The organism is Acetanaerobacterium sp. MSJ-12 (assembly GCF_018917875.1).
Classification (GTDB): Bacteria; Bacillota; Clostridia; order Oscillospirales; family Ruminococcaceae; genus Bittarella; species Bittarella massiliensis.
Genome location: NZ_JAHLPK010000004.1, coordinates 102,464 through 114,861, shown reverse-complemented (window position 1 = coordinate 114,861; position 12,398 = coordinate 102,464). Strand labels below are relative to the sequence as shown.

Annotated in this window: 10 protein-coding genes and 1 tRNA gene; 4 read left to right on the top strand and 7 right to left on the bottom strand. The window is 61.4% G+C overall.

The genetic code is table 11. The annotated features are described in order from the left end of the window. Positions 1-697: 697 nt before the first annotated feature. Positions 698-1,885, top strand: a complete 1,188-nt coding sequence (locus tag KQI11_RS05890; RefSeq protein ID WP_216401436.1) for an RNA polymerase sigma factor — start codon at positions 698-700, stop codon at positions 1,883-1,885. A gap of 61 nt (positions 1,886-1,946) precedes the next feature. Here KQI11_RS05890 and KQI11_RS05885 read toward each other — a convergent pair whose 3' ends face one another. The 5 genes from KQI11_RS05885 to KQI11_RS05865 form a co-directional block, all read right to left on the bottom strand. Beyond that, the gene (locus tag KQI11_RS05885) at positions 1,947-2,957 is read right to left on the bottom strand and encodes an aldo/keto reductase (protein WP_216401435.1); all 1,011 of its coding nucleotides are present in this window, start codon (positions 2,955-2,957) and stop codon (positions 1,947-1,949) included. Continuing rightward, positions 2,954-3,907 (bottom strand): alpha/beta hydrolase, encoded by a 954-nt coding sequence (locus KQI11_RS05880; RefSeq protein WP_216401434.1) that lies wholly within the window; start codon positions 3,905-3,907, stop codon positions 2,954-2,956. The genes KQI11_RS05885 and KQI11_RS05880 overlap by 4 nt, the downstream gene beginning before the upstream one ends. A 127-nt stretch (positions 3,908-4,034) precedes the next feature. Beyond that, positions 4,035-5,468, bottom strand: a complete 1,434-nt coding sequence (gene purB / locus KQI11_RS05875; protein WP_216401433.1) for an adenylosuccinate lyase — start codon at positions 5,466-5,468, stop codon at positions 4,035-4,037. Further along, positions 5,468-6,748, bottom strand: coding sequence for an adenylosuccinate synthase (locus KQI11_RS05870; RefSeq protein ID WP_216401432.1), 1,281 nt, complete (start codon positions 6,746-6,748; stop codon positions 5,468-5,470). Before KQI11_RS05870 ends, purB begins: the two co-directional genes overlap by 1 nt. A gap of 139 nt (positions 6,749-6,887) precedes the next feature. Then, positions 6,888-7,817, bottom strand: a complete 930-nt coding sequence (locus tag KQI11_RS05865) for a DMT family transporter (protein WP_286172586.1) — start codon at positions 7,815-7,817, stop codon at positions 6,888-6,890. A 248-nt stretch (positions 7,818-8,065) separates the two neighbouring features. On the opposite strand from KQI11_RS05865, the gene KQI11_RS05860 reads away from it, so the two are divergent. Further along, complete coding sequence (locus tag KQI11_RS05860) at positions 8,066-9,163, top strand: tetratricopeptide repeat-containing glycosyltransferase family 2 protein (protein ID WP_216401430.1); 1,098 nt, start codon at positions 8,066-8,068, stop codon at positions 9,161-9,163. Positions 9,164-9,237: 74 nt separating this feature from the next. Continuing rightward, positions 9,238-9,324: transfer RNA gene (locus tag KQI11_RS05855), tRNA-Leu, on the top strand. Between the two features lie 75 nt (positions 9,325-9,399). Here the strand turns inward: KQI11_RS05855 and KQI11_RS05850 are convergent. Further along, the gene (locus KQI11_RS05850) at positions 9,400-10,494 is read right to left on the bottom strand and encodes a tyrosine-type recombinase/integrase (protein ID WP_059004709.1); all 1,095 of its coding nucleotides are present in this window, start codon (positions 10,492-10,494) and stop codon (positions 9,400-9,402) included. A gap of 591 nt (positions 10,495-11,085) precedes the next feature. Next, on the bottom strand, positions 11,086-11,463 hold the full coding sequence (locus tag KQI11_RS05845; RefSeq protein WP_216401429.1) for a helix-turn-helix domain-containing protein: 378 nt from the start codon (positions 11,461-11,463) through the stop codon (positions 11,086-11,088). Between the two features lie 236 nt (positions 11,464-11,699). Here KQI11_RS05845 and KQI11_RS05840 point away from each other — a divergent pair, with 236 nt between their 5' ends. Then, a complete protein-coding gene (locus KQI11_RS05840) occupies positions 11,700-12,392 on the top strand; it encodes a Rha family transcriptional regulator (protein ID WP_286172585.1) in 693 nt (230 codons plus the stop codon). Positions 12,393-12,398: the final 6 nt, after the last annotated feature.

Sequence of the window (12,398 nt, the reverse complement as noted above, 5' to 3'; positions counted from 1 at the left end):
TTACTAGAGAGCTACTTGCATAATTTAAGGTAGCAACTCCTGGATAGGGGGTATAGGAACTGGTGTCTACCAAAAAGTAGCGGTTACCGAAAATGCCGTGGGTGCTGGGGCTGAAATTGGTGGTGTTCTGCCAGTTGAAAACATCCACCAAGTTGTTTGTCCCAATATAGTCGTCGGTGGAGGCTGCGTGGGCCGTTCCGGCCCCTTGCAGCTGGGGAAAGGAGCCCAGGCAGAGCAGCACGGCCAGACAGAGGCCGAGCCCCCGCCCCCGCTTTCTGGCACTGCCTCTCTTCTGCTTGTACATAAAATCAACTTCCTCTTCTTTTATTTTTTGAAAGGTTGGCGGGCCGCCGTTTAAGCTGCTTCCGCGGACAGAGTCGGACTTTTGAAATCCTGCCCCCACAAATGCGGGCGAAAGGGGGAAAAGACCTTTCCACTGGGGCGGGAAGAGAGTCGCGCTGCCGTCTAAAAGGGGGCTGTCTTTCTGTCAGCGGGAGAGAGGGGAGGCCGGGCTGGTGGAAGGCAAAGTCCCACCATCTTCTATATGAGTACGGAGAAAGGAAAAACAGAACAGTTATTTGACATTTTTCGCGCATTTTTCCAAATTGTATCTACACGACTTTTTCCCTTGCAGAAGGTGCGCTTTTTATAGTAAACTACCCTTTAAAGAGTCGCAAGGGGAAAGGGGTGGAAAAAATTGGAAGAAAAGCGGATGGGACACCGGCAGTTGGAACAGCTTCTCCTGCGGGCAAGGGAGGGGGACGAACAGGCCTTTGCCCAGCTCTACCGCGCCACCTGCCGGGCGCAGTGGGTGCAGGCCAGGGCCCTGCTGGGGAGCGATGCCCTGGCGGAGGAGGCGGTGCAGGAGAGCTATCTCTCCCTCTTTCGCCACATGGGGGAGCTGGGCAACCCCAGGGCGCTGGTGGCCTACCTCAACCGCAGCACCTATTTTGCCTGCCAAAATCTGCGCCGGGTGGAGGCGCGGCGGGCCGCCACCGGGGAGGAGCTGCTGGACGCCCTTCCCGATGGGGACCCCCGCACCCTGCCCGAGGCAGTGGCCGACCAGAGGGGGCGGACGGCGGCCCTGTTGGCAGCGCTGGACAAGCTGCCCCAGCGGCAGCGCCAGGCGGTGGTGCTGCGCTACTTTCAGCGCCAGACCCTGCCCCAGATCGCCGCCGTTTTGGGCTGTTCGGAGATGACGGTGAAGCGGGAGCTGGACCGCGCGAAGAAAGCCCTGCGGGGGAATCTGTCCGGCTGGCTGCCCGCTGTCCTGCCCCTGGGAATTGCCCTGCGGCGGGCCGGGGAACAGCCTGCCCCCTGGCAGCTGGGGGAGGTGCCTCTCCCCGTGGCGGGCGTGGCGGCCGGCCTTGTCCTTGCGGTGACGGCGGGGATAGCCCTGCTGCCGACCCCCCAAATTTTGGAGACAGCCGTCTGGCAAGCAGGGGGGCGGGCCGGTGTCACCGCCCGGGTGGCGGGGGCGGAAACCGCCTGGCTGGAGGACGGCGACGGCAATCGCTACGCTCTGGAGCGGGGGGAGGACGGTTTTTCCCTGCTGCCGGTGAAAAACGGCAGCTACACCCTGCAGGCCGAGGGGGGCAACGGAAGGCGCGTCCAAACGGCCGTGTCGGTGGCCGGGGCCGATGAAGAACCCCCCGCCTTGGCAGAGGCGTACGGCCAGGCGGGGCTGGTGACGGTGCGGCTGACAGATCCCGCCGGGGTGGACTGGGAGCGCAGCTTCCTGCTGGGGGCGGACGGCGCCCTCTACCGCCCTCTAGAGGCCGAGGGGGAGCGCGCCCGATTCGACCTGCCCAGCGGCAGCTATACCCTGGTTGCCCAGGACCTGTTGGGAAACCGGGGAGAGGGCGAGCTGACCGTCTCACAGTGATGGACAAAAAGAGAGGGAGGGGAAGCCATCCGGCTTCCCCTCCCTCTCTTTTTAAAGACTTTTATTTGAGAAAGGTCTTGTAATCCTCGTAATTTTGGCGCAGCAGTTTGGGGGTGTCCAGCCCGTAGGGGCAGTGGTTGACGCAGTGATTGCAGTGGATGCAGTCGTCGATCTTGGCCATCTTCGCCTGCCACTCCTCGCCCAGCCAGGGGGCCGGGGGAGAGCGGCGGAGCATCAGAGACATTCGGGCGGCGTTGGGGATCTCGATCCCCGCCGGGCAGGGCAGGCAGTAGCCGCAGCCGCGGCAGAAATCCCCTGCCAGCTGCACCTTGTCCCGCTCGATGAGGGCCTGCAACTCCGCGGTGAGGGCGGGCGGGTTTTCGCCGTAGGCGAGGAACTCTTCCAGTTCGGCCATCCGCTGCACCCCCCAGATGGGGAGGACCCCTTCAAACTGGGCCAAAAAGGCGTAGGCGGCGGCGCTGTTTTGGATGAGCCCGCCCGAGAGGGCCTTCATGGCGATAAAGCCCACGCCGTGTTGACGGCAGCTCTCCACCAGGGCCAGGTCGTCGGGGGAGGCCAGGTAGCAGAAGGGGAACTGCAGGGTGTCGTAGAGGCCGGACCCCACCGCCTCTCGGGCCACGTGAAGGCGGTGGTTGGTCAGGCCGATGAAGCGGATCTTGCCCTGCTCGCGGGCTTCCAGCATGGCCTCGTAGAGGCCGCTGCCATCCCCCGGCTTGGGGCAGAAGGCGGGGTTGTGAAACTGAAAGAGGTCGATGTAGTCGGTCTGCAGGGCGGCCAGCGAGGCCTCCAGATCCCGCCAGAAGCCGGCGGCGTCGGTGGCGGGGGTCTTGGTGGCGAGGACGACCTCCCCCCGCCGGCCGGCGAGGGCGGCCCCCAGCTTTTCCTCGCTGTCGCTGTAGAGGCGGGCGGTGTCGAAGAAGGTGATGCCCCCGTCCAGGGCGCGGCGGACAATGGTCACTGCCTCCTCCTTGGGGATGCGCTGGATGGGCAGAGCGCCAAAGCCGTTTTTGTTGACGGTGAGGCCGGTGCGGCCCAAGGTCACGGTGTTCACAGTCTCTCTCCTCCCTTGTCGGTTGGCGGCAGGTGCCCCTCTAAGAAGGCCAGCAGGTCCTCGTAGACCTCCTGCCGGTTTGTCTCGTTGAACATCTCATGGCGGCCGCCGGGGTAAAGCTGGCAGGTCACCTCTTTCACGCCGGCGTCCTTGAGCCGCCGGGCCACGGCCTTCGGGCCCTCGCCGTAGTCGCCCACCGGGTCCTCCTCCCCCGAGAGGAGGAGGATGGGCAGGTCTTTGGGCACCGACTCGGCCCACTCGGGCACCGAGACCCGGGAGAGGATCTTGAAGAGGTCCAGAAAAGCGCTGGGGGTGAAGAGGAAGGTGCAATAGGGGTCGGCGGCATAGGCGTCCACCACTGCCTCGTCCCGGGAGAGCCAGTCGTAGGGGGTGCGCCCGGCAAAGCGCTTGTTGTAGCCGGCAAAGGCCAGCTTGTTGAGCAGCCGGCCGGGTTTTTGCCCCTGGCCCAGGGCGATCTGCAGCTTGGCCAGCCGCATCCCCCATCTGGCCGCGGGGTTGCCGCCGCTGGTGCCGCTGATGACGGCGGCGGTGAGCTTGGCGCCGTATTTGGCCAAAAAGTCCCGGGCGATGAAGGAGCCCATGCTGTGGCCCACCAGAAAGTAGGGCAGGCCGGGGAAGCGGGCCCGCAACTGCTCGCAGACCACGTTCAAGTTTTCCGTCAGGTAGAGGTGGCCGTTTTTCTCGGCAAAGTAGCCCAGCGCCCCCTCCCCGCCGGCGGTCTTGCCGTGGCCCAGGTGGTCGGCCCCGCCGACGGCGTAGCCCCGGTCGGTGAGAAAGCGACAGAGGGGCTCGTAGCGCTCGATGTACTCGCACATGCCGTGGGAGAGCTGCACCACCGCCTTGGGCGCCCCCTCGTCGGGCAGGTAGAGGTAGCAGGCCAGCTGGGTGGGCAGGCCGTAGGATTCCAGGGAAAAGGTCTCTTTTTTCACAGCGATTTCTCCTCCGATCTGTCGACGTGTTCAGATACCCATATCATAGCAATCTTTTCTAAAAACTGCAAACAAATTGCCAAAAAGAGGGCGCAATCGAGAGAAAATCGGCGGAGAGGAGGGGGCGTTACACGTTTAGGTGGGCGTGCATGCCCAACAAGTCGGCGTACTGGGCCAAAAGGGGAGCCAGCTCCCGCTGCAAAAAGCGGCGGGTCTGGCGGACGGCGAGGCCGGTGAAGGCAGCGGGGTCGAGGAGAGCTTTTAGCTGGGCCAGGTCCATGCCAAAGGCCGGGTCGGCGGCCACCCGCTCCAACAGGTCGCCGGGGAGGCCCTCCTCCTTGACTCGCCGACCGGCGGCCATGCTGTGCTGGCGCAGCCGCTCGTGCAGGGCCTGCCGGTCACCGCCGGCCTTGACGGCGCGCATCAAAATCTCCTCGCTGGCGAGGAAGGGGAGCTCCTCCTCTACCCGCCGGGCGATGACCTTGGGGTAGACTGTCAGCCCGGCACAGATGTCCAGCAGGAGCTCGAGGATACCGTCGCAGGTGAGGAAGAGACCGGCCATAGCCAGCCGCTTGTTGGCCGAGTCGTCGAGGGTGCGCTCGAAGTACTGGCTGGCGGCGGTGAAGAGGGGGTTTTGCAGGGCGGCCATCCCGTAGCGGGCCAGGGCGCAGACCCGCTCGCATTTCATGGGGTTTCTCTTGTAGGGCATGGCCGAGGAGCCCACCTGGTTTTGGCCGAAGGGCTCCTCCACCTCGTGCACGCTCTGGAGCACCCGCAGGTCCCCGGCGAACTTGTAGGCCGACTGGCAGAGCCCCGCCAGGACGGCGGCCACCTGAAAGTCCACCTTGCGAGAGTAGGTCTGTCCACAGACCGACAGGGGCTCGACAAAGCCGAAGGCCGCGGCCAGTTTTTCCTCCAGGGCGTCCACCTTGGCGGCGTCGCCGTCAAAGAGGGCGAGAAAGCTCTCCTGGGTGCCGGTGGCCCCCTTGGCCCCCCGGAAGGGGAGAGCGGTCAACTGGCGGTCCAGCTCTCGCCAGTCAGCGAGGAAGTCGGCCAGCCAGAGGGTTGCCCGCTTGCCCAGGGTGGTGAGCTGGGCGGGCTGCAGGTGGGTGTAGCCCAGGCAGGGCAGGGACTGGTGGCGGTCGGCAAAGTCCCCCAGCAGGGCGAGGACGTTTAGCAGTTTGCGCCGGAGGAGGGCGAGTCCCTCCCGCATGGTGAGCAGGTCGCCGTTGTCCAGCACAAAGCAGCTGGTGGCCCCCAGATGGAGGATCCCCCTGGCCTTGGGGCAGGCGAGGCCGTAGGCGTAGATGTGGGCCATGACCTCGTGGCGGCAGACCTCCTCCCTGCGGGCGGCGGCCGCAAAGTCGATGGAGTCGGCCTGGCGCTCCAACTCCTCGATCTGCTCGGCAGTGATGGGGAGGCCCAGCTCCCGCTCGGCTTTGGCCAGGGCGATCCAGAGGGCGCGCCAGGTGCGCACCCGGTGCGCCTGGGAGAAGAGGCGGCACATTTCCCCGCTGGCGTAGCGGGTGGCCAGCTCGCTCTCGTAGGAGCCGTGTTCCACTACGACCGCCCCCTCTCGATGTACTGCTCCCTCTCCGGGCCTACCGACAGATAGGTGATGGGACAGCCCACCAGCCGTTCGATGAAGTCCACATAGGCGATGGCCTGAGGGGGCAGCTCTTCCAAGCGGCGGCAGTGGCCGATGGGGAGATTCCAGCCGGGGAGGGCGGTGTAGACCGGCTCGGCCCTGTCCAGCGCGCTGCCCATGGGGAAGTCGGCGGTCTCCCGCCCATCGATGCGGTAGGCAGTGCAGACGGGGATCTCGGCGAGGTCAGAGAGGACGTCCAGCTTGGTGAGGGCCAGCTCGTGGGCCCCCTGCACCCGCACCCCGTAGCGGGAGGCCACCGCGTCAAAGGGCCCTACCCGGCGGGGGCGGCCGGTGGCCGCGCCGTACTCGCCGCCGCTCTGGCGCAGCGCGTCCCCCGCCTCTCCCAGGAGCTCGACGGGGAAGGGCCCCTCCCCCACGCAGGTGGAGTAGGCCTTGAGAACCCCGATGACCCGATCCAGCTGTCGCCCGGGAACGCCCGCGCCGATGGGGGCGTAGGCGGCCAGGGTGGAGGAAGACGAAGTGTAGGGGTAGATGCCATAGTCGATATCCCGCAGGGCCCCCAGCTGGGCTTCAAAGAGGACGTCGTCCCCGCGGCGGGCCAGCTCGTCCAGGTAGCGGCCGGTGTCGCAGACAAAGGGGAGCAGGGGCTGGCCGAAGTGCATCAGCCACTCCCACACCGGTTGGGGGGTTAAGGGCGGCGCGCCGTAGACCCCGGTGAAGGTGAGGCTCTTCCACCGCACAATGTCTTGCAGCCGGCGGGAGAGGGCGTCGGGATCGTCCAGCTCCCCCATGCGAAGGGCCTTTTTCAGGTATTTGTCGCCATAGACCGGGGCGATTCCCCGGCGGGTGGAGCCGTAGGCGGCGGCGCCCAGGCGCTCTTCCTCCAAAATGTCCTGCTGCCTGTCGTAGGGCGGGCAGATGACCGCCCGGTCGCTGATTTTCAGGTTTTCGGGGGTGACGGCGACCCCGGCCTCCCGCAGTCGGATGATCTCGCCCCAGAGGTGCTCTAGGTCGATGACCATGCCGGGGCCCATGACGTTGACCACCCCTTCCCGCAGAATGCCCGAGGGCAACAGGTTGAGGACAAATCGCCCCCGCTCGTTGACCACCGTGTGGCCGGCGTTGTTTCCCCCCTGGTAGCGCACCACCGCTTTGCAGCCGGAGGAGAGCAGGTCCACCATTCGTCCCTTCCCCTCGTCGCCCCAGTTGATTCCCACAATTGCTCGCAGCATCTGGATTCTCCCTTTCTGTTCACCGCCAGTCCCCAGGATCGGGGAACAAAAAAACGGCGTTCGCCGCGCAGGGTGCAGTGACCCGCGGGCGAACGCCGTTGTTCTTACGGTGCCATTATAGGGCAGGGGAAGAATTCTGTCAACGGGCAGAAGAGGGTGTTTTTTCCCCATCGGGCTCGGAGACTTCGGGTTCGGGGCGGCGCACCTCCCCCCGCTGGTGCAGGGCGATGAGGGCGACGGAGCAGAGGATCAGGGCGCAGCCGCCCAGCTTGAGGGGGGAGATGCCCTCCCCCAGGAAGAGCAGCCCCATCAGCACGCTGGTGATGGGCTCGAACATGCTGAGGATGGAGGCCAGGGAGGGCCCGGCGTGGCGCAGCCCCAGCTGAAAGAGGGTCATGGCCCCCACGGCCCCCAAGAGGGAGGAGACCGCTGTCAGCGCCCAGCCGGTGGCGGTGAGGGAGAGGGTGAACTGCCCGGTGAGCGCCCCGTAGAGGGCGGAGGCCGGGCCGATGACCAAAGAGAGGTAGAAGGTCAAGAGAAAGGAGTTCAGGTTTTTGAGGCCGCTCTTGTCCATCCAGATGATGTAGAAGGTGTAGAAGGCGCCGGAAGAGAGGGCCAGCAGAATGCCGACGAGGCTGCCGCCCGGCTCCATAAAGGTGGCGATGCCGGCGGTGGCCAGCACCAGGGCCACCACCTTGTAGCGGTAGAGCTTTTCCCTTAAAAAGACGACCGAGGCGGCGGTGGTGAGCACCGGGTAGATGAAGTGGAGGGTGGTGGCCATCCCCACGGGGATGTAGTTGTAGGCGATGCCGAGGGTGATGGCAGTGGCGGTGGAGCCCACCAGCCCGCAGACGATCACCGAGACCAGCTGGTGGCGGGTGATCTTGAGGGGGATGCGCAGGGCCAGCAGGATGCACAGCAGCACCGGCAGGGAGAGCAGCCCGCGAAAGCAGGCCGCCATCGAGGCGTTGCTGCCCATGGAATAGGTGAGTTTGCTGAGAACGGGGGTGATGCCGAAGATGACGGCCGAGGCGATGGTGTAGACAATTCCCTTGAAGGTGTTTGGCAAAGGGGGATCCTCCTCACATGCAGATTGCCGCCTGTCCGGCCGCCGGGAAGAGAGGGGAAAATCCCCCCTGCCGCACCCCCGCGACGCCGGTCGAAAACGGGCGGAACACCTGCTATTGTACATGGAAAAACCCGCCAGTGCAATCGGCTGCAGGGGACGGGAAAAAATTTTGCGGGGGAACAGCCTTCCCTTTCGGCGCATAGACTGGCCCATGCCGCCGCCTCGGCGGGGAGAAGGGGGAATGGGCTTTGGCGACTGTTAGCCTTTGCATGATCGTTCGGGACGAAGAGGACGTTCTGGGCCGCTGCCTGGACAGTGTGGCCGGGGTGGCCGACGAGGTGGTCGTGGTGGACACCGGCTCGAGGGACCGCACCCGGCAGATCGCCCTGGAAAAGGGGGCGCGGGTGTACGACTTTCCCTGGTGCGACGACTTTGCCGCCGCCCGCAACTTCGCCCTGGAGAAGGGGCGGATGGAGTACCTCTTCTGGTTGGACGCCGACGATGTGCTGCTGCCCGCAGACAGGGAGGCGCTGATCGCCCTCAAGGGGGAGCTGGACAAATCGGTGGACATGGTGATGCTGCGCTACAACACCGCCTTTGACCGGGCGGGGCGGCCCACCTTCTCCTTTTACCGGGAACGGCTCTGGCGGCGGGATCGGGGCTTTCGCTTCGAGGGGGCGGTGCACGAGGCGGTGACCCCACAGGGCAGGGTGATCCGCCGGGAAATCGCCGTCACCCACCAAAAGCTCCACCGACGGGACCCGGGGCGAAATCTGCGCATCTTTGAAAAGGAGGCGGCCAAGGGCCCCCTCACCCCCCGCCAGCAGTTCTATTTTGGGCGGGAACTCTGCTACGCCGGCCGGCTGGAGGAGGGGGAGCGGGTGCTGACGGCCTTTTTGGAGGGCGGCCAGGGGTGGGTGGAAAACCAGGTGAGCGCCTGCCGGGAGTTGGCCCGCTGCCTGGACCGGCAGGGGCAGCCGGGGCGGGCGCTGCGGGCCCTTTTTTGGAGTTTTGCCTTTGACCGGCCGCGGGCGGAGGTCTGCTGCGACATTGCCCGGCGGTTTTTCGATAAAGGGCTCTGGCCGCGGGCGATATACTGGTACCGCCGGGCGCTGGAAGTCCCCTTTGACCCCGCGTCGGGCGGCTTTACGGAGCCCGACTGCTACGGCTTTCTGCCCCACATTCAGCTGTGCGTCTGCTACGACCGCCTGGGGGATCGGCGTCGGGCGGAGGAGGAAAACGAGCTCGCCGCCCGCAGCAAGCCGGATCACCCCTCGGTGCGGCAAAACCGGGCCTATTTTCAGGCGCGGCGGCAGCGGGGGGCAGGCGCGAAGGAGGGCGCGTGACCCCTCGTGGCGGGAGGGGGAAAAGGGCTTGCATTTTGCAGGGGGAACGTATATAATAACAAGGTACTAAAAATGCCGGTGTGATGGAATTGGCAGACGTAGTGGACTCAAAATCCACCGCTGGTGACAGCGTGCCGGTTCGAGTCCGGCCACCGGCACCAAAAGAACCGCTCAACAATGCGATTTGTTGAGCGGTTCTTGCTTCCCGTAACCCACTTTTGAACCCACTTTTGTTTTTACTCTAGAATGCGATCGAAGGCCTTGTCCAGAAGTTTGGCCGCCCTTTCCAGCTCCCCGTCCACCTCGTGGCCGTAGACGCCAAAAGTGTCCATGTTGGCACTGTGGCCAACAATCATTTTGAGAAGTTCTTCTGGTACGTCTGCTTTTGCAACTGAGATCAGGGTGTGGCGTAGCTCATGCAAGCTACATGAAATTCCATGCTGCTTTCGGTATGTTTCCCATTTTTTTGATAGATGCTTGGGGTCTAACCGATCTCCGTTTTCGTCGGGGAATAGCCATCGGCTTTTTATGCCCAGACGCTTTAGCATCTCTTTTTGCGCCTCGACTTCTTCCATTGCTCGGGAAGAGAGGACGAATCCTCGCTGGGCGTTGTCTGTCTTCCCGCCGGTCACCTCATTGTAGTGGTTGATGGAGCGGCGAATAAAGAGTGTGTTTCCCTTTAGGTCTTGCCTTTGGTCAATCCCGCAGAGTTCTCCTCGGCGCGGCCCTGCAAGCACCATAAACCGCCACGCATGGATGAAAAAGGCCGGTTCTTCCTTCCCGTATCGGACAATGGTGTCCTCCGAAAAAAGCGTTTTCATATTGTCTGGCTGGAGGATTTTTTTCTCTCCAACGGGCGCGTCTCTAGGTATTTCCAAAAACTCTGGCCGAACCATTGGAATGCCGCGCTTGAAAGAATATTTATAAAAGGCGGTCACTGATCCGCGTATATTCTTGATGCTTTTCTTTGAAAGCCCGGATCGATAGGCGTCGTTCAAGCAGTCCTGCCAGTTTTGGATGGTGATGTCGCGGGCATATTTGTGCTCCAGACGAGGGAGAAACCATCGTCTCCCGTGCAGTTCATGGTTTCGGTAATTAGATGTGCTGGTGGTTAGATGCACTTCTGCGAGAAAATCAGCCCAAAGCGGAGCGAAGCGAATGTTTTCGTTTTTGGTATTGGAGGCCAGCCAGTTATCTGCTTTCCTTTCCGCCTCAATTTTCCCCCTTTTGGAAGGGGTGGAGCTGTAAAAAGCCCTGCGTACTCCATCCTTCTGAACTTTGATTTGCCAGCGTTGGCTTTTTTCAATCCAGATGGCTTCATTTTTTCTCATGGTTGCACCCTCCCGCCAAAATATGCTATACTGACAGGGCAGATGGCTCCCAAACTATCTGCTCTGTTCGTTGCCCGTCCAGCGCCTTACCGTTGGGCGGGTCTTTTTGTTTTTAGAAACATTGTGCAAGGCAATATTTACCTGTTGTATATTCGCTGGAAAATATTTTGCGCTGCTGTCGAAAAATGGCATCATAACGCCGTTTTTGAATGTGTTTTGCCGGAGATGGCAAAACACAAAATTTGCCAAACGGTTGCGTGTGCAACTTGTCTAATTGATATGACTTACAATCAGCTGTAAAATATAGACAAGAAAGGAGGAAGAAAAAGCGAAACGAACCAATAAAATTTCGTTTCTTTTGTGCAATTTTCCTCTTGAAGAACAAGAACATTCGTTCTATTATTGAATTGCTACCAAGAAACTTGTGCGGGCTGAATAGGAGCGTGAACGAAATGACCCCGGAGACGTATCGAAAGCACATAACTCATCTAGTACAACGAATGACCGACGGCGCTCTTTTGCGGAGCATCTACCTATTTGTCCAGCGTTTGGCTCGATAGCAGCACCCCGGGAAGAGGAGTAGGCAATTGCCTACTCCTTTTTCTCTGCCAATTTTTCGGCGATGTCCGCCAGCAGCTCCCACTGGTCAGAGGTCAGCTGGGAGAGCACCCCCACCAGACGCCGCCGGAAGGAATCATCGGGATCCCGGATAATGTCCGCGGCGAAAATGGCGATCTCGTCATCGCGAGAAACTGGGGAGAAAATTGGCTCCACACCCTCTTCGATCCATTTTCTGCTGACCCCATATTTTTCGCAGATATCAGTGACCACCCGGTCAGTGAGGCGTATTCTGCCTGTCTCGATATTCCCTAGGTTAGACCGGGAAATGTTAATCTGCCTTGCAAATTCTTCGAGGGTCATCTCTAATAGCTCTTTCCTTATATAACGGATACGTTCATATGGCTGCATTTTTGTCACCTCCTTACACTGCAATATGAGTATACCACATTTAAAAATTCTTGTAAAGAGCAAAAAATATCAAAATAATGGTTGACAAAAGAATTAAGATGCGTTACAATGCTTGTAGTAAGCAAATCACAAGTACAGAAAAGCAAAACGAGCACGAGAAAGGAGGGTGAGAAGGGGTAGTCGCATTTTAAATGCCGAAACCCCACCCCTGGAGAGACAGAACGGAGTACTTCGATTTGAAATCGAAGTACTTAAAAAGAAAGGAGTTGAGACAAACGGAAACACTGGTCTACTTGAGCCATGACAAAGTAGGGTCGGAGCCCTTTACCACCTCGGAGATTATAGCCAAGTGCGCAGAGGTGGAGCACCATACAATTACTCGGCTGCTTCGGAAACATAAACCCGATTTTGAAGAGTTTGGGGTTTATGGATTTGAAATCCATAAACCCTCCGGGGGTAGCGTTGGCGGGCGTCCACACATGATCTACCACCTCAACGAGCCCCAGGCCACCCTGCTACTGACCTACCTCAAAAACACAGAGCCGGTCAGAGAGTTTAAAAAGAATTTGGTGCGGCAGTTTTTCCTCATGCGGGCGGAGCTCCAAAAACGGGCAATCCGCCGGGCAGAGTTAAAGCCCATCCGGAGGGAACTGACCGACGTGATCCGGGAGAAAACGGACAGCCCCTGGGCCTACAAAAATTTCACGGACTTGGCCTATCGTGCGGCCATCGGGAAAACCGCCGCCCAGCTCCGCAAAGAGCGGGAGGCCTCAGCAACAGCGGTAGCCGCCGACTATATGCACGCCGACGAGCTCCTGGCGGTCGCAAAGGCACAAAACCAGATTGCGGTGCTGCTGGAGATGGGTATGGACTACCAGCAGGTAAAAATGATGATGTTGGCCCGCCGTGTGGTTGGGAAAATCGCTTGAAAGGAG

Bases quoted from the DNA above. Each gene is read 5' to 3' on its own strand.
- KQI11_RS05870 (WP_216401432.1), bottom strand. From the start codon at position 6,748: ATGCTGCGAGCAATTGTGGGAATCAACTGGGGCGACGAGGGGAAGGGA.
- KQI11_RS05850 (WP_059004709.1), bottom strand. From the start codon at position 10,494: ATGAGAAAAAATGAAGCCATCTGGATTGAAAAAAGCCAACGCTGGCAA.
- KQI11_RS05845 (WP_216401429.1), bottom strand. From the start codon at position 11,463: ATGCAGCCATATGAACGTATCCGTTATATAAGGAAAGAGCTATTAGAG.